Here is a 15,837-nt window from a genome sequence, read left to right as displayed (position 1 = left end):
GCGTCTATCGATTCCCACCTTCGCGGGAATGACCGGAGGGGAAGGGTCCTACGAGGGCAGAGACAGCGGTATTTCGCGCTGTCCTACACGTTCGCGCGTCGTCATCATGCTGCCGGGCCATCGCAGCCCCTGCTCTTTTACAGGTCGAACCCGAAGGTCACGCAAACAGCGTGCGAGTGTGAACTTTGTGAACTTTGAGCGGCGGGCATGGGCAAAGCCCATGCCGTCGGCCGGCGCTTTGGGCGCCGCCGGCCGGCCGCGCCTTGAGGCTCGGGGTAGCTTTCGCTACCCCTTGCCCGGCGCGGCTTATTCCGCCGCCACGCCCCCGAACATGTCGCCCATGCCGGTCGCTTCCTCGTTCGCCGGGGCGGTAACCTTGGCCTTCTGGCGCTTGTCGAAGCCGTCCCAGACTTCGTTCCAGTTGCCGCGCGTCGCCGCCTTCGAATATTCGGTCGCCCGCTGTTCGAAGAAGTTGGCGTGCTCGACGCCGTTCAGCAGCGGCGCCAGCCACGGCAGGGGATGTTCGTCGATCAGGTAGATCGGCTTCATGCCCAGCTGCCCCAGCCGCCAGTCGGCGATGTAGCGGATATATTTCTTGATCTCCTTGGCGGTCATCCCGTGGACCGGCCCCATTTCGAAGGCGAGATCGATGAAATTGTCCTCCAGCCTAACCGTCGTCTGGCACATGTCGGCAATGTCGTCGCGCACGGCGCGCGTCATGCAGTCGCGTTCCTTGCAGAAGGCGTGGAACAGCTTGATGATGCCTTCGCAGTGCAGGCTCTCGTCCCGGACCGACCACGACACGATCTGCCCCATGCCCTTCATCTTGTTGAAGCGCGGGAAGTTCATCAGCATCGCGAACGATGCGAATAGCTGCAATCCTTCGGTAAAGCCGCCGAACATTGCCAGCGTCTTGGCAATGTCTTCATCGGTGTCGACGCCGAAATTTTGCAGATAGTCGTGCTTGTCCTTCATCTCGCTATATTCGAGGAAGGCGCCATATTCGCTCTCGGGCATTCCGATCGTGTCGAGCAGGTGGCTGTAGGCCGCGATATGCACCGTCTCCATGTTGGAGAAGGCGGCGAGCATCATCTTCACCTCGGTCGGCTTGAAGATGCGGCCATATTTCTCGTGATAGCAGTCCTGCACCTCGACGTCCGCCTGGGTGAAGAAGCGGAAAATTTGCGTCAGCAGATTGCGTTCGTGCGGGGTCAGCTTCTGCGCCCAGTCGCGGCAATCCTCGCCCAGCGGCACCTCTTCGGGCATCCAGTGGATCTGCTGCTGGCGCTTCCAGAAATCGAACGCCCAGGGGTATTCGAACGGCTTGTACTGCTTGCGGGCTTCGGTGAGCGACATGGGGTTACTCCGGGGAAACTGACATAGGGAAACTGAAAACTCGAACGTCATCCCGGCGCAGGCCGGGATCCATGGATGGGGAAACGGTCGCGTCTCGATCGAGAACGCCCGTGTCCATGGATTCCGGCCTTCGCCGGAATGACGATGTGGGTGAGGGGGTCACGCCGACCCCCACGACCATTGCGCCACGCCGAAGATCGTCAGGATGATCCCCAGCGCCAGTGCCATCATCCCCGTCATGCCATGCGCATAGCGGCTCTGCGGCGTGGCACGCGACCTGAGGCGCAGCAGCAGCCACAGCCCGACGCCGCCCGCCACCATCGCGACGCACAACATGATGAGGACGTTCGCGGTCATGCGACCAACGCGGGGGCCGTGCGTTTCACCGCCGCCCCCACAGGAGAACTACCATGGCCGATCTCAGCAACATCAACGAACATGCCGAAGTCATCGGCGCCGATGGCGTGCATGTCGGCACCGTCGACCGCGTCGAGGGCGACCGCATCAAGCTGACCAAGAAGGACAGCGGCGCGGAAGTCGAAGGTGCCGAAAGCAGCCATGCCGGTCATCACCATTATATCGACGGCGGTCTCGTCGCCGAGGTCGAGGGCGACACCGTCCGCCTGAGCGCCAATGCCGATGTCGCGGTGACGTTCGAAACCGAAGAAGATGGCGCCGCCATCTGATCGATCGCGAACATCGCGACGGGGAAGGGGGCTGCGTGCCCCCTTTTTCTTGGCCGCAGTTTGCACGACCACGCCGTCAGACGACGACGCTACGCGCCCCCGCTGCCCGCCGTGGTCTGTCCCTGCCTTGCTTGAGCAAGGCAGGGCGACCCGCTTACTGACAAGCCAAGCACTCATCATAATCCGTCGTCTCGCCCAGATCGAACTTGGCCAGCTCGGACGTATTGTCCGCCTCGACGCCACCGGCGAATCCGGCGCGCTGCACCGACTTCGACCGCAGGTAATAGAGCGATTTGATGCCCAGCTCCCACGCGCGATAGTGGAGCATCAGCAGGTCCCACTTCTCGACATCGGCCGGGATGAACAGGTTCAGCGACTGCGCCTGATCGATGAATGGCGCACGGTCGCCGGCCAGTTCGAGCAGCCAGCGCTGGTCGATCTCGAAGCTGGTCTTGAACGTATCCTTTTCCTCGACCGACAGGAAATCGAGATGCTGAACCGACCCGCCACGCTCGAGGATCGTGTTCCACACCGCGTCGCTGTTCTTCGACTTCGCGATCAGCAGCTTTTCGAGATACGGGTTCTTGACCGACCACGATCCGCTCAGCGTCTTGTGGGTATAGATGTTGGCCGGGATCGGTTCGATGCACGCGCTGGTCCCGCCGCAGATGATGCTGATCGACGCGGTCGGCGCGATCGCCATCTTGCAGCTGAACCGCTCCATCACGCCCATGTCGGCGGCGTCGGGGCAGGGGCCACGTTCGTTGGCGAGGTGCATCGACGCCTCGTTCACCTGCGCGTTGACGTGGCGGAAGATCTTGAGGTTCCACGCCTTCGCCATCGCCCCTTCGAACGGCAGCGACCGCGCCTGCAGGAACGAGTGGAAGCCCATCACGCCCAGGCCGACCGAACGTTCGCGGCTGGCCGAATAACGGGCACGGGCCATTTCGTCGGGCGCACGCTCGATATAGTCGGTCAGCACATTGTCGAGGAAACGCATCACATCCTCGATGAACCGCTTGTCGCCGTTCCATTCGTCCCAGGTTTCGAGGTTCAGCGACGACAGGCAGCACACGGCGGTACGGTCGTTGCCAAGGTGGTCCTTGCCGGTCGGCAGCGTGATCTCGCTGCACAGGTTCGAGGTCGACACCTTCAGGCCCAGGTCGCGGTGATGCTTGGGCATCGTGTTGTTCACGTGATCGCTGAACACGATGTACGGTTCGCCGGTGGCGAGGCGGGTCTCGACCAGCTTCTGGAACAGCGACCGGGCGTCGACCGTGGCGCGGACCGACCCGTCCTTGGGGCTGGTCAGGTTCCATTCAGCGCCGTCGCGCACCGCTTCCATGAACGCGTCGGGGATGAGCACACCGTGGTGGAGGTTCAACGCCTTGCGGTTAAAATCGCCCGAGGGTTTGCGGATTTCGAGGAACTCCTCGATCTCCGGATGGCTGATGTCGAGATAGCAGGCGGCCGATCCGCGGCGCAGCGACCCCTGCGAAATGGCGAGGGTCAGCGAATCCATGACGCGGACGAACGGAATGATGCCGCTGGTCTTGCCGTTCAGCCCGACCGGCTCGCCGATGCCGCGCACGCTGCCCCAATAGGTACCGATGCCGCCGCCGCGCGATGCCAGCCATACATTCTCGTTCCACGTTTCGACGATGCCTTCGAGGCTGTCGGGGACCGAGTTGAGATAGCAACTGATCGGCAGGCCGCGTCCGGTGCCGCCGTTCGACAGCACCGGCGTCGCCGGCATGAACCACAGCTTCGAGATATAGTCGTACAGCCGCTGCGCATGGGCGGCGTCATCGGCATAGGCCGACGCGACGCGCACGAACAGGTCCTGGTACGATTCGCCCGGCAGCAGATAGCGGTCCTTCAGCGTATCCTTGCCGAAATCGGTCAGCAGCGCGTCGCGCGAATGATCGACTTCTACCGCATGGAGCAGGGCGTCGACCGTGTGGCTGGTGCGTTCGGGAGCCGGCGCGGCGGGGGCCGGATCGGCGAATTGCAGTTCGTTCATCTGGGCGTCCTGACTATCCTGAAAGCTCATCGTCCCGCTTTCCTGTGTTCGGCGGGGCGTCACATCCCCACGGACAAAAATCGGCTTGTCGCCGGTCCGAACGAGACCCGGCGACGCATAGGGAGCGTCACCGGCTTCGGTCGAGGTGAATACTATTTGTAGCGGGTGCGCCGCCATCGACACTACTAATTGTAGCAAATTTGCCATCGCGCAAGCGGCTAAATTTTGCGACCGGCGCGGAACGGATCGGCAGGCGAAGCCGGACATTCTGCGACGCGCGGACCTCTGCCGCTTCCCTGAAATGCAAGTGGCTAAATGGGCATCGCTACTATTTTTTCGGCGCGACAGGGGTTGCGTCGAACCACCGATCGGGGCGACGATGCCGCCATCAGCGTTCGCCGTACTACGGAGAAACGAGATGGGTGCTCGCGGGTTGTTGACCGCACCGGTGGGAAAGGGACGTCGCGCCGCGAATCGGCCGGCCGATGTGCGCACGGTCCAGCATTTGTTCAACGCCATCGACGACCGCGCCGCCCGGCCGGAAAACGGGCGGTCGGACGCCGCGCTGGTCGAACGGATCAACCGGTTCCAGCGCGAGGTGCTGCGCTATCCCCATCCCGATGGGCGGGTCGATCCGGAAGGGCGCACATTGCAGATGCTGCTGGCGCGGGCGGGGGAGCGGATGCGCGCTCGTCGTCCCGCACCGCCGGCCGATGCCGACGATTCCTGGACCAGTTGGGCGCAGGGGCAACTGGCGGAACTGCAACGGGCGATGGCGGGTGCGTGGAGTTCGCTGTTCGCCGATCGCAGCCGCGAACGCCGGGTCAGCGCGCCGTCGCCTGCCGGTCGCACCGCCGGAAAAAGTGCCACCCCGGCCGCGCCGGCGCCGGCCGCCAGCGGTGGCGCGGCGCGCAAGCTGACCGATCGCGACTATATCGACGCGGCGGCACGGCTGGGACGCGACATCGATCCGCTGTTGGTTCGGGCGCTCGCCACTGTCGAATCGGGCGGGCGATCCGGCTTCGGCGCGGATGGCCTGCCCAAGATCGCGTTTGAGGGGCATTGGTTCCGCAAGCTGACCAAGAAGCGATATGACGAGACGCATCCGCTGCTGTCCTATCCGTACAAGACGAAGGCCGGATGGCAGTGGCAGAAGAACAACAAGGACCATGCGACGGCATGGCGGACGCTGCGCGAGGCGATGGCGCTGGACGCCGATGCCGCGTTGCAATCGACGTCGTGGGGCATGTGCCAGGTGCTGGGCGCGAATTACTGGAAATGCGGCTACAAGGACGTCTTCGCATTCGTCGAGGCGATGAAGGCGGGCGAGCGCGGGCAATTGGAGGCGTTCGTCGGCTACTGCCTGAAGACACCGGGCATGGTGTCGGCGCTGCGCCGCAAGGATTTCACCGGCATGGCACGCGCCTATAACGGCGACGACTACGGCACCTACGACAAGCAGTTCGCGCGCGAATACAAGGCATTGGGAGGCAAGGTTTGAAGACGTCGTACACCGCCGCCGCGGCATTGCTCCTGATCGCCGGCTGTGCGGAGGCGCGCCCGCCCGCCGCGTCGTCGTTGCGTTCGGGGCTGTATGAAGGGTTGTCGCTGGCCGTCGCGCCCGATGGTCGCGTCGTCGGTCGTTTCCTGATGGAACAGGAAGGCGGAGGCAACCGGCGCTGCGATTTCGTCGTGACCGGCCGGTTGGACGCACGGGGCGCGACGGTCCGCGCGCTGGCCACGCCCTATGGGGCGAAGCAACCTCCGGTCGGGCGGATCGACCCGACCGGTGACGGCGTACGGCTGACGCTGCCGGGCAGCGGAAACCTTTCGGGCTGTGCGCAGGTCGCGGGGCCGTTCCTCGACGATCCCAAGGGGCTGGAGCTGTCGCGCACCGGTGCCGGCGGATGGACCGGCCTGGCGCGGGTCCGGGCGGTGAAGGTGCCGTTGCGCGCGCAACCGGGCGGCGCGGCGGGCAGGGCCTATGTCGTGCAGGGCGATGTGGTGGGTATCGCCGCGCGGTCGGGCGCGAATGTCCGGGTCATCTATCCCTCCGACCGGCAGGTGCGATCCGAAGGCTGGGTACCTGCCGCGGCGCTGGAACCCGTCGCCCGCTGACCGAAAGGGGGGCGGGGGTGTCGGACCCGCCGAAAGCCGGTTACGCCGACGGCACGCGACAGCGATGGGCGACGCGCGTCTGCCACGCCAGCAGCAGCGGCACGACGATCAGTTCGATGCACAGCCCGACCATATGACCGGTCGGCGGTACGCCGACCGTCGCCAGCGACAATAGCCGCGCAAATCCGCCGATGACGACCATCATGCCGAGCAGCCGGAAGCGGCCGCTCTTGCGTTCGATGCCGGGAATACAGCTGGCAAAGCCCAGGCCCAGCCCGAGGAACAGGCCGGAGAGATAGCGGAAATGGCTGTCCATCTCGGTCGTCGGTGTCGGTTGCAGCCATGCGGCGCCGTGCAGGATGCCGGCCAGCGAAGCGCCGAAGGGCACGATGCACACCAGCGCGATCACCGCCTGCAACAGCACGCGTTCGCGCCGCGGCGTCATGCGCGTTCGCGCTCCAGCAGTTCGGCGCGCACCCGGATCGCATGGACCGACAGCCGGACCTCGAACAGGAACCACACCAGTCCGCCGATCAGCAGCACCATCGACAGCACGAAGCTGATCGCGACCGCCTTGCCCAGCCCCAGGTCGAGCAGCTCGGCGATGAACAGCATCGCGACCACGGTACAGTTGGCGACCGCCGACAGCACGACCAGGAATACCGCATTGTTGATGATGCGGATGCGCCGGTCGAGCAGGCGCAGTTCGAACACATGCCGGGAATGTTCGGGGCCGGTGGAGCTGGGATGCAGTTTTTCGAGGTCGCGCGCCCGGTCGACGATCCGCGCCAGGCGGCCGACCATGACGTTCAGGATCGCCCCGATGCCGGCCAGCAGGAAGACCGGCGCGATGGCGGTCTGGATCGTCTTCGCGACGGTCGACAGGACAGGTTCGAATTCCACCGGATCGATATGCCTTGCGCACCGGGCAGGGGCAAGGCCGCGGGCCACCGCCGATGGTCCGCGCCGTGCGGTGATGGCGCTACCAGATCGTAAGAGGTTCGTGGCAATAGGCTGTCATGTTGTCTCCACCCGTCGCCATCGCTCCCATCGTTCGCGTCGTGGACGGCATCCCTGCATCCGTCGATGCGGTTGCTGCGGAGGCGCGGGAGACGCACCGCTTCCTGCGCCGGCAATGGTATGCGGCGGCGATCGACAGCTATGGCGGGAGCGCGCGGACGCTGGTCGTCGAGCGCGACGGACGGGCAGTCATCGCGCTGCCGTTGATCGGCCTGGGGCCGGCATGGCTGCGCATCGGACAGGTCCCGGGCTGCTACTGGCCGTTCCGCAGCGGCCCGGTCGCGGTGGATGCCGGTGCCGCCGACTTCGTCGCGTTGCTGGACGGTGCGAGGCGGGCGACGCGCGGGTTCCGGATCGGTCCGGTCTATGACGGCGACCCGCTGCTCGTCGGGTTGCAGGCCGCGGCCGACGCCAGGGGCTGGCGCGCCCTGCCGCGCTTCATCGCGGACAGCTATCTGCTCGACATGGCGGCGCTCCGGGCGGAGGGCGTCTGGCCGCGCAATTCGACGCTGCGCAAGAACCGGTTTCTCGAAAAGCATCTCGCCGGAATCGGCACGCCGGGCTGGTCGTTCGTCACCGGACACGATTGGACGGCGGAGGCGTTCGATTCACTCGCCGCGATCGAGAATGCCAGTTGGATCGCCGAGCGGACCGATGGCCGCGACGCCAAGTTCACCGCCGCCGGCCATGGCGGCTTCTGGCGCAAGGCAGCGACCGATCCGGTCATCGCCGACATGCTGTGGGCCGCGGTGCTGCGAATGGACGGACAGCCGGCGGCATTCTCGTTCGATCTGAATGCCGGCACGCTGAAATATGCGATCGCCAACAGCTATGACGTCCGGTTCGCGAAGCATTCGCCCGGCAGGGTGCTCTATTATCGCAACCTCGTCCGCGCATTGGACGACGGGATGACGCAGGTCGACTGGGGCGCAGGCGACAGCGGATACAAGCGTGTCATCGGTGCCGATCGGGGGCCGGCGATCCGCGACTGGCTGTTCCTGCCGCCCGGCCTGCCGGCGCTGGCCGGACGCTGGTTCGCCGGACGCTGGGCGGGTAGCGGCCATGCCGTAGCGTCGGACGACGATCCGGCCGCCGCGCAATAGCGGATCGTCTGCCGCCCCTATCCTGAGTAGCATTGCGTATGACCGGCGAATCAGGGACATCCGATGCCATGGCATCCCTGCATCAGCCATGGACGATGTCGTCCCTTCGCCGCCGTCCGCCGTTGCCGATGGCGGCGCTTGGCATCGGCTATGGGCTGCTGATCTATGTTCTCGCCGCGGTCATGCTGTGCGCCGACCGATGGCTGGACGGTGCGGGACTCCTCTGGCTGGCCAACCCGATCGCCATCGCCACGCTGATCCGGCGTCCCCGGTCGCAATGGCCGTGGCTGCTCTGCATCACCGGGATCGCGCTGGTCCTGGCGAACGGGTGGCGCCACGACGATTGGCGGTTGCTGATTGGCTATGGCCTGATCGACCTTATCAGCATCACCGCCGTCGCGTCGCTGATCCGGCTGGTTCATCCCGATCCACGACTGTTGCGCGGCTATGTGACCATCGTCCTGATCGCGCTGGCCGGGGCCGGGCTGATTACGGCATTGTTCATCCAGTTCCGGCTGGCGATGTTCGGCACCGTCACGTCACTCAGCGCGATCCAGTGGTTTGCCGCCAATGCGATGGGAATGATCGTGCTGCTGCCCGCGCTGAAGGCGACGCGGCGGGCATTGTCGGAGGAACTCGACGTCCTGTCGCCCTCGGTGATCGTCGTCGTGGCGCTGACCGCCGCGCTGGCCGGCGTTATCTTCACGATGAACAGCTATCTCGTGCTGTTCCTGCTGCTGCCCTGCGGCGTATTCTCGGCCCTGCTGTACCGTTTCGCCGGGGCGGCGGCATCGACCATCGCCGTGAGCGTCGTCGCGACGGTCTGCACCTTGCAGGGGGTCGGGCCGATCTACGACCTGATGATGTCGCGCGCCGACCGCATTCTGTACCTCCAGCTGTTCATCGGTGCGTTCACGCTGACCGTCTTTCCCGTGGCCGCGCTGGTGTACGAACAGTGGCTGGCATTGAAGGAAATCCGCGACAATGAACGCCATCTGCGGTTGCTGGCGGATCATTCGACCGACCTGATCGTCCGGCTGGGGCCGGACGGCCTGCGCCGCTATGCATCGTCGGGATCGGAACGGCTGCTCGGCTATCCCCCGGAACAGATGGTCGGGCACAGCCCGTTCCAGATGATCCATCCCGACGACCGCGACCGGGTGCAGCGTTGCCTCGCCGCGCTGACCCCGACCGGGGGGAGCCTGGTGGTTCGGTATCGGATGCGCCACCGCGATGGGCGTTACCTGTGGCTGGAAGGCGCGTTCCGGCTGGTCGGCGACGATCCCGCGTCCGCCGAGGTGATCGGATCGGTCCGCGACATCGCCGATCGTCGCGCGGCGGAGCGCGAGGCCGTCGCGTCCTTCGACGAACTGGAGGAGCAGCAGCGATTGCTGGCGATGGCGGAGAGCGCCGCGGGCATCGGCCATTGGCGGCTCAACCTGGCCGACTGGCGGCTGTTCTGGTCGCCCGAAGTCTTTCGTATCCACGGTGTCGAAGGGGACTGCGAACCCGGCATCGCCACCGCCATCCGCTATTACCATCCCGAGGACCGGACGAAGGTGCGCGACCGGATCGGCATGGCGATCGCCAATGGCGAGCCGTTCGAATTCGACGCCCGCATCGTGCGCCCGGATGGACAGATGCGCTGGGTCCGGTCGCGCGGGCAGGCGGAAACGGCGCCGGGGGCGGGGATCGTCGGCCTGTTCGGCGTGTTCCAGGACGTGACCGAACATGTCGCGGCGATGACCGATCTGCGCGCCGCCCGCGAAGAGGCCGAACGCGCGCTCGCGGCCAAGGCGACCTTCACCGCGACGATCAGCCATGAGATCCGCACCCCGCTGACCTCCATCCTCGCGGCGGTGCAGTTGCTGCGCGACACGCCGGACCGCGCCGAACGAATGCGGCATCTCGATTCGCTGGAAACCGCCGGGCGCACGCTGTCGGATATCGTCGACGACGTGCTGACCTTTTCCAAGCTGGAAGGCGGCCATGGCAGCCCGGAGGCGATCGCCTTCGAACCGCGGGAATTGTTGCAGACGGTGGCCGGGCTGTTCGCGGCGGAGGCGCGCAAACACGCGCTGTCCATAAAGCTCGACGCGCCCGCCGGTCGGGTCGTCGGCGATCCGGCGCGGTTGCAGCGGGTGCTGACCAATCTCGTCGGCAATGCCGTGAAGTTCACGCGAACCGGGTCGGTGAGCATCTGGGCATCGCGCGAAGACGGCGATCTGTGGCGGTTCCAGGTCACCGACACCGGCGTCGGCATTCGCGACGACCGGCTGGAGGCGATCTTCGAGCCCTTCGTCCAGGCGGACGCTTCGACCACGCGCAGCTATGGCGGCACCGGCCTCGGCCTCAGCATCAGCCGGATGCTGGTCGAATCGATGCGCGGTACGATCCAGGTCGTCAGCCGCCCCGGTGACGGCTCCCGCTTCTGGTTCGACATTCCGCTCCCTGCCGCCACGGTCGTCGACGATGCGGGGGGGCCGACGCTCGCCATGCCCCGTGCCGCGCAGGCACCGGACGGACGCCCGCCGATGACGGTACTGGTGGCCGAGGACAACGACACCAACCGCTATCTCCTGGCCGAGATCGTCCGGCGGCTGGGGCATCAGGTGGTGGCGGTCGAAAATGGCGCGCGGGCCGTCGAATATGTCACGGCGACGGCCGGCAATCCGGTCGATCTGGTACTGATGGACGTTCAGATGCCGGTGATGGACGGACTGGCCGCGACGCGCGCCATCCGGGCATGGAGCGGCGCGGGGGCCGCGGTTCCGATCCACGCGATCACCGCCGACCTGTCGAACGAGCGCCGCGCCGACATCACCCAGGCGGGGATGAACGGCGTGCTGACCAAGCCGGTCGACATGGCGCAGTTGAGCGCGTTGCTCGACAACGCGGCGACCGCGCCGCCGCGCTCACCGGTAGCGTCTCCGGTTTCTGACGTCATCGATCCGCTGCGGATACGCGCGCTCACCGATGCGCTGGGGCCTGAACAGCGCAACACGCTGCTCGCATTGTTCATCGAGGATGCGCGGCGGGTGCCGGGGCGGCTGCGGACGCTGCTGACCCATGGCCGCAACAACCTCGCCCGCCGCGAAGCCCATGCCTTTCACGGCGCGGCGGCCAGCATGGGGGCCGCCAATCTGATCGCGGCGCTGGCGGAGATCGAGGGGCTGGCCGACGACGCGACGATCGATCCGGGGGTGATCGACCGGCTGGATCGCTGCGCGCAGGACGTGATCGAGGCGGCACGCACCGCGATGCGCGGGGCCGCCTGAAGCGGATCAGCCTTCCGCGTCGAACGCCTGCAGCGCCAGCACCGCCTGCGTCCGGTTGCTGACGCCCAGCTTGCGGAAGATTGCTGACAGATGCGACTTCACCGTCGGCTCGGCGAGGTGCAGGTCGTACGCGATCTGCTTGTTCTGATGCCCGTTCACGATGGCGCGCAGCACGCGAAGCTGCGCGATCGACAAGGTGCCCATCCGCTCGGCCAGATCGACCCGGCGGTCTTCGTGGTTCGCATCGGCGATACCGGCGGGCAGCCAGTCCTGTCCGTCGAGCAGCGCGCGGATCGCGGCGATCATCTGATCGATCGTCGAGGATTTGGGGATGAACCCCTTTGCGCCCAGCGCGTGCGCCTGCGCGACGACGGCGGGTTCCTCCCGCCCGGAAACGATGGCGATGGTCGCGGTCGGACGGATGGCGCGCAGCATCGCCAATCCCGCAAATCCCTGCACGTCCGGCAACATGAGATCGAGCAGGATCAGGTCGTACGCGGTGCGACGGACCAGCGCTTCCGCTTCGGCCAGGGTCGTCACACAGTCCTTGGTGATGGCCGGATCGACCGCCCGCGCCGCCATCCCCAATGCGGTCGCGCACATCGGATGATCGTCGGCGACGAGAATCTGCGGCATTAACAATCCCTTGTTGGGGCGTAGGGTGTCGAGAGAGGTTGCCTATCACAATCTATCGCAAGTGACACTATCCACGACTGGCCGAATTCCGGGCAACTGTGCCGCATTAGTTCGGATCGACCTTCAGCTACTCCCGGTGTCGTTTCTGATCGCCGCCTTCAGCCCCTTCGTCACCCCGGAACAAGTCCGGGGTAACGAAATAGAATGTGAATGCCGATCACCCCTAGTTCGAAACCGGACGGTCCGCGAAATCTTCCCGAAGTACCTGTTCGATCGGACGATCGATTCCACGGGTCAGAGCGGCAGGCACGGTGACCGAAAATCCCCGCGCGACCAGCCCGTCGATCGCCCAGCGGACGCAGTAATCGGCGGCGATGCCGACCACGATCGCCCGATCGACGCCCTGTCGCCGCAGGTCGGCGAAGAAGGTGTCGCGTGGAACCGGAGGCATCACGCCGCGCGGATCGTCCAGCAGCAGTCCGTCTTCGGCCCACATGTCGAACACGCCCTTCTCCAGCGTCCGGCAGGAAATATCCCGTGCGGTCGACAGCGGGTCGAGCAGGTTCCGCCAGCCCGGCGTTCCCTTGACGCAGTGGATCGGAAACAGCGCCGCTTCGGCGCTGTCGGGGTAGGTATCGGCAAAATGCGTGTCGAAGGTGAACACCATCGCCGCGGTATCGGCCGCACTGCGCCGCGATAGCCATTCCGCCAGCGGGGCGACGATCGCCTCTGCGCCGGGCACCGGCAGGGCATAGTCCGGCAGCATGAAATCGGCCTGGGTATCCACGACAACGATCAGGTCACGCATGGCAGTTCTCCGTTCACCCGCTTTACATATATTCGAGTCAGATATATGTAAAGCGAATGGAAGAGGCGGTTTTCCTGCAACAATACGACCCGACCGGGTATGACCGACCATCGGTCGCGGTCGACTGCGCCGCGTTCGGGTTGGCGGAAGGGCGGTTGGTCGTTCTGCTGACCCGCCGGGATCAACCACCCTTCGCGGGTGACTGGGCGTTGCCCGGCGGATTCGTTGCCATCGACGAGTCGCTGGAGGCGGCGGCGGAGCGGGTGCTGCGCGACAAGGCCGGACTGTCCGGCGTCGTGCCCGAACAGGTCCATTGCTTCGGCGCGGTCGATCGCGATCCCCGGATGCGGATCATCGCCATCGCCTATCGCGTGCTGCTCGATCCGTCGCGGATGGCGGAGATACGACTGCGCGATGGCCAATGCCTGGCGACGATCGATCCGGCAGGGACGGTACAGCATGACGGGCAGGCGCTTCGGCTGGCGTTCGATCACGACCGGATTCTTCAGCTGACGCTGGAGCGGCTGCGCGACGCGATCGACGATGCCGCCTTTGCCCTGTTGCCCGAACGCTTCACCCTGCGCGAGTTGCAGGTGGTGCATGAGGCCGTGCTGGGCCGGACGCTGAACAAGCCGGCGTTTCGCCGCCGGATGCTGGAGCGCGGTACCCTGCAAGCGACGGAGCAATATGAGGCGGGGCGGGCATTCCGTCCGGCCGAACTCTATGTCCGGCTTTCGAAAGGCTGACCGATGGTGATGACCGATATTGCGACGCGGGTGTGGAACCATGGCTGGCGGCTGGACCCGGTGGTGCGCAGCCTGCTCGACACCGATTTCTACAAGCTGCTGATGGTGCAGATGATCCGCGACGTGCATCCGGATGTCCGCGCGACCTTTGCCGTCATCAACCGCAGCAGGTCGGTGCGGCTGGCCGAGGTGATCGACGAAGGCGAACTGCGCGCCCAGCTGGACCATGCCCGCACCGTCGCCTTTTCCAGGCAGGAGCTGATCTGGCTGGCGGGCAACAGCTTCTACGGGGTCGAGCGAATGTTCGCGCCCGGCTTCATCGACTGGCTTGGCCGTTTCCGCCTGCCGCCCTACGAACTGTCGATCCGCGACGGGCAGTACGAGCTGCATTTCGACGGGCCGTGGGCGGAGACGTCGCTGTGGGAAATCCCGGCCCTGACCATCCTCAACGAACTGCGGGCGCGGGCGGCGCTGCGCGACCATGGCCGGTTCGCGCTGGACGTAACCTATGCCCGGGCCAAGGCGCGGCTGTGGGACAAGGTCGAGCGGCTGCGCGCGCTGCCCGATCTAGTCCTGTCCGACTTCGGCACGCGGCGGCGGCATGGCTTCCTGTGGCAGCGCTGGTGTGTCGAGGCGTTGCAGGAGGGGCTGGGCGACCGGTTCGTCGGCACTTCCAACGTGCTGCTCGCAATGCAGGCGGGGGTGGAGGCGATTGGCACGAACGCGCACGAACTGCCGATGGTCGAGGCGGCGCTGGCCGGGGACGATGCCGGCATCGCCGCCGCGCCGTACCGTGTGCTGGAGGAATGGCGCCGGCATTATGGCGGCAACCTGCTGATCGCCTTGCCCGATGCGTTCGGCACCACCGCCTTCCTGCGCAACGCGCCCCGGTGGCTGGCCGACTGGACCGGCTTCCGCCCCGACAGTATGCCGCCGATCGAGGGGGGCGAGCAGATCCTGCGCTGGTGGCAGGACCAGGGCGTCGATCCCCGGTCCCGGCTGCTGATCTTCTCCGACGGCATGGACGTGGACAGCATCCTGGCGACCTATCGTCATTTCCATGGGCGGGTACGAATGAGCTTTGGTTGGGGGACGAACCTCACCAACGACTTCCGCGGCTGCGACCCGCTGGGGGGCGAGGGGCTGGAGCCGATCTCGCTGGTGTGCAAGGTCATCAGTGCCAATGGCCGCCCGGCGGTCAAGCTGTCGGACAACCCGGCCAAGGCGACCGGCGATCCCGCCGACATCGCACGCTATCTGCGCATCTTCGGCGAAGGCGGCCGGGTGGCCAGCCCGGTCGCGGTGTAGCGGCTGGGGAACGCCCGTCACCCCGATCCGCGTCAGACCCGGATGTAGCGGAAATACCAGACTTCGTGGCCCTGCCGCCGGGCCTTGCGCTCATAGCGGGTTTCGGGCCAGTCGGCGGGGCGGGTGAGGAAGTCGGCCGCCGTCTGCGCCTGCCACGCGAAGTCGCGGCGCTGGTCCATGACCATCATCGCCCAGCGGCAATAGGTCGGGTCGTCGGTACCGAGGCGGAACTCGCCGCCCGGCCGCAGCTTGCGCGCGATCAGGTCCATCGGGCCGTGGTTCATCATCCGCCGCTTGGCATGGCGGGCCTTGGGCCAGGGATCGGGGTGGAGCAGATAGACCCGCTCCAGCCCGGCATCGGGAAAGCGTTCGATTACCTCCAGCGCGTCGCCCATGTGCAGCCGGACATTGGCGAGGCCGTCGTCGCGGATATGGTTCAGCGCGCCGACCACGCCGTTCAGGAACGGTTCGCAGCCGACAAAACCGTGATGCGGGCGGCTGCCGGCCTGTCCGGCCAGATGCTCGCCCGCGCCGAAGCCGATCTCCACCTCGACCGGGCGATCGTCGCCGAACAGGACCTGCGACGTGAGCGGGCCGGTGTCGGGGACCGAGACCTGCGGCAACAGTTCCTCGACCAGCGCGGCCTGCCCTTGGCGCAGCTTGTGGCCCTGACGACGGCCATAGAGGCGGCGGATGGTAGTAGGATCGTTCATCGCGGCGCTCCTACCCGCCCGAACGGCGTGTCGACAAGGAGC

Annotated in this window: 15 protein-coding genes; 7 read left to right on the top strand and 8 right to left on the bottom strand. The window is 66.2% G+C overall.

Annotation, left to right across the window (positions count from 1 at the left end):
• Positions 1-306: 306 nt before the first annotated feature.
• The gene (locus tag ASE83_RS10780) at positions 307-1,356 is read right to left on the bottom strand and encodes a ribonucleotide-diphosphate reductase subunit beta (RefSeq protein WP_055789491.1); all 1,050 of its coding nucleotides are present in this window, start codon (positions 1,354-1,356) and stop codon (positions 307-309) included.
• A gap of 159 nt (positions 1,357-1,515) precedes the next feature.
• Positions 1,516-1,713 carry a hypothetical protein gene (locus tag ASE83_RS10775; RefSeq protein WP_055789488.1) on the bottom strand — a complete coding sequence of 66 codons (198 nt, stop codon included), beginning with the start codon at positions 1,711-1,713 and terminating at the stop codon, positions 1,516-1,518.
• A gap of 53 nt (positions 1,714-1,766) precedes the next feature.
• Here ASE83_RS10775 and ASE83_RS10770 point away from each other — a divergent pair, with 53 nt between their 5' ends.
• The gene (locus tag ASE83_RS10770; protein ID WP_055789485.1) at positions 1,767-2,042 is read left to right on the top strand and encodes a DUF2171 domain-containing protein; all 276 of its coding nucleotides are present in this window, start codon (positions 1,767-1,769) and stop codon (positions 2,040-2,042) included.
• 154 nt (positions 2,043-2,196) lie between these two features.
• On the opposite strand, the gene ASE83_RS10765 is transcribed toward ASE83_RS10770, so the two are convergent.
• Positions 2,197-4,095 (bottom strand): ribonucleoside-diphosphate reductase subunit alpha, encoded by a 1,899-nt coding sequence (locus tag ASE83_RS10765; RefSeq protein ID WP_055789482.1) that lies wholly within the window; start codon positions 4,093-4,095, stop codon positions 2,197-2,199.
• A 418-nt stretch (positions 4,096-4,513) separates the two neighbouring features.
• On the opposite strand from ASE83_RS10765, the gene ASE83_RS10760 reads away from it, so the two are divergent.
• Both ASE83_RS10760 and ASE83_RS10755 read left to right on the top strand, forming a co-directional pair.
• A complete protein-coding gene (locus tag ASE83_RS10760) occupies positions 4,514-5,566 on the top strand; it encodes an N-acetylmuramidase domain-containing protein (RefSeq protein ID WP_162236611.1) in 1,053 nt (350 codons plus the stop codon).
• Positions 5,563-6,183 (top strand): hypothetical protein, encoded by a 621-nt coding sequence (locus tag ASE83_RS10755; protein WP_055789475.1) that lies wholly within the window; start codon positions 5,563-5,565, stop codon positions 6,181-6,183. The genes ASE83_RS10760 and ASE83_RS10755 overlap by 4 nt, the downstream gene beginning before the upstream one ends.
• Before the next feature lie 40 nt (positions 6,184-6,223).
• Here ASE83_RS10755 and ASE83_RS10750 read toward each other — a convergent pair whose 3' ends face one another.
• Together ASE83_RS10750 and ASE83_RS10745 are read right to left on the bottom strand one after the other, a co-directional pair.
• Positions 6,224-6,628 carry a DUF4345 domain-containing protein gene (locus ASE83_RS10750; RefSeq protein WP_055789472.1) on the bottom strand — a complete coding sequence of 135 codons (405 nt, stop codon included), beginning with the start codon at positions 6,626-6,628 and terminating at the stop codon, positions 6,224-6,226.
• Positions 6,625-7,086, bottom strand: a complete 462-nt coding sequence (locus tag ASE83_RS10745) for a DUF2721 domain-containing protein (RefSeq protein ID WP_055789469.1) — start codon at positions 7,084-7,086, stop codon at positions 6,625-6,627. Before ASE83_RS10745 ends, ASE83_RS10750 begins: the two co-directional genes overlap by 4 nt.
• Before the next feature lie 158 nt (positions 7,087-7,244).
• On the opposite strand from ASE83_RS10745, the gene ASE83_RS10740 reads away from it, so the two are divergent.
• Entirely contained in the window at positions 7,245-8,306 is a 1,062-nt protein-coding gene (locus ASE83_RS10740) for a GNAT family N-acetyltransferase (RefSeq protein WP_235515984.1), read from the top strand.
• Between the two features lie 68 nt (positions 8,307-8,374).
• Positions 8,375-11,584 carry a PAS domain-containing protein gene (locus ASE83_RS10735; protein ID WP_162236610.1) on the top strand — a complete coding sequence of 1,070 codons (3,210 nt, stop codon included), beginning with the start codon at positions 8,375-8,377 and terminating at the stop codon, positions 11,582-11,584.
• 6 nt (positions 11,585-11,590) lie between these two features.
• Here the strand turns inward: ASE83_RS10735 and ASE83_RS10730 are convergent, their stop codons facing one another.
• Together ASE83_RS10730 and ASE83_RS10725 are read right to left on the bottom strand one after the other, a co-directional pair.
• On the bottom strand, positions 11,591-12,220 hold the full coding sequence (locus ASE83_RS10730; RefSeq protein ID WP_055789461.1) for a response regulator transcription factor: 630 nt from the start codon (positions 12,218-12,220) through the stop codon (positions 11,591-11,593).
• A gap of 223 nt (positions 12,221-12,443) precedes the next feature.
• Positions 12,444-13,028 carry an isochorismatase family protein gene (locus tag ASE83_RS10725; protein ID WP_055789458.1) on the bottom strand — a complete coding sequence of 195 codons (585 nt, stop codon included), beginning with the start codon at positions 13,026-13,028 and terminating at the stop codon, positions 12,444-12,446.
• A 56-nt stretch (positions 13,029-13,084) separates the two neighbouring features.
• Between ASE83_RS10725 and ASE83_RS10720 the strand changes: the two genes are divergently transcribed.
• Both ASE83_RS10720 and pncB read left to right on the top strand, forming a co-directional pair.
• A complete protein-coding gene (locus ASE83_RS10720; RefSeq protein WP_055789456.1) occupies positions 13,085-13,774 on the top strand; it encodes an NUDIX hydrolase in 690 nt (229 codons plus the stop codon).
• 3 nt (positions 13,775-13,777) lie between these two features.
• Positions 13,778-15,082, top strand: a complete 1,305-nt coding sequence (gene pncB / locus ASE83_RS10715) for a nicotinate phosphoribosyltransferase (RefSeq protein WP_055789454.1) — start codon at positions 13,778-13,780, stop codon at positions 15,080-15,082.
• Between the two features lie 32 nt (positions 15,083-15,114).
• On the opposite strand, the gene trmB is transcribed toward pncB, so the two are convergent.
• Positions 15,115-15,795: a tRNA (guanosine(46)-N7)-methyltransferase TrmB gene (gene trmB, locus ASE83_RS10710; protein WP_055789451.1), complete on the bottom strand. Its 681-nt coding sequence runs from the start codon at positions 15,793-15,795 to the stop codon at positions 15,115-15,117.
• Positions 15,796-15,837 lie beyond the last annotated feature (42 nt).

Origin of the sequence: Sphingomonas sp. Leaf32 (assembly GCF_001421765.1) — a bacterium.
GTDB lineage: Bacteria > Pseudomonadota > Alphaproteobacteria > Sphingomonadales > Sphingomonadaceae > Sphingomonas.
The sequence above is the reverse complement of the archived record's forward strand: the minus strand, read 5'-3'. Positions and strand labels throughout refer to the sequence as shown.

Excerpts from the sequence above, each read along its gene's own strand:
- ASE83_RS10780 (WP_055789491.1), bottom strand. The coding sequence starts at position 1,356 with ATGTCGCTCACCGAAGCCCGCAAGCAGTACAAGCCGTTCGAATACCCC.
- ASE83_RS10775 (WP_055789488.1), bottom strand. The coding sequence starts at position 1,713 with ATGACCGCGAACGTCCTCATCATGTTGTGCGTCGCGATGGTGGCGGGC.
- ASE83_RS10770 (WP_055789485.1), top strand. The coding sequence starts at position 1,767 with ATGGCCGATCTCAGCAACATCAACGAACATGCCGAAGTCATCGGCGCC.
- ASE83_RS10765 (WP_055789482.1), bottom strand. The coding sequence starts at position 4,095 with ATGAGCTTTCAGGATAGTCAGGACGCCCAGATGAACGAACTGCAATTC.
- ASE83_RS10750 (WP_055789472.1), bottom strand. The coding sequence starts at position 6,628 with ATGACGCCGCGGCGCGAACGCGTGCTGTTGCAGGCGGTGATCGCGCTG.
- ASE83_RS10735 (WP_162236610.1), top strand. The coding sequence starts at position 8,375 with ATGGCATCCCTGCATCAGCCATGGACGATGTCGTCCCTTCGCCGCCGT.
- ASE83_RS10730 (WP_055789461.1), bottom strand. The coding sequence starts at position 12,220 with ATGCCGCAGATTCTCGTCGCCGACGATCATCCGATGTGCGCGACCGCA.
- ASE83_RS10725 (WP_055789458.1), bottom strand. The coding sequence starts at position 13,028 with ATGCGTGACCTGATCGTTGTCGTGGATACCCAGGCCGATTTCATGCTG.
- ASE83_RS10720 (WP_055789456.1), top strand. The coding sequence starts at position 13,085 with ATGGAAGAGGCGGTTTTCCTGCAACAATACGACCCGACCGGGTATGAC.
- pncB (WP_055789454.1), top strand. The coding sequence starts at position 13,778 with ATGGTGATGACCGATATTGCGACGCGGGTGTGGAACCATGGCTGGCGG.
- trmB (WP_055789451.1), bottom strand. The coding sequence starts at position 15,795 with ATGAACGATCCTACTACCATCCGCCGCCTCTATGGCCGTCGTCAGGGC.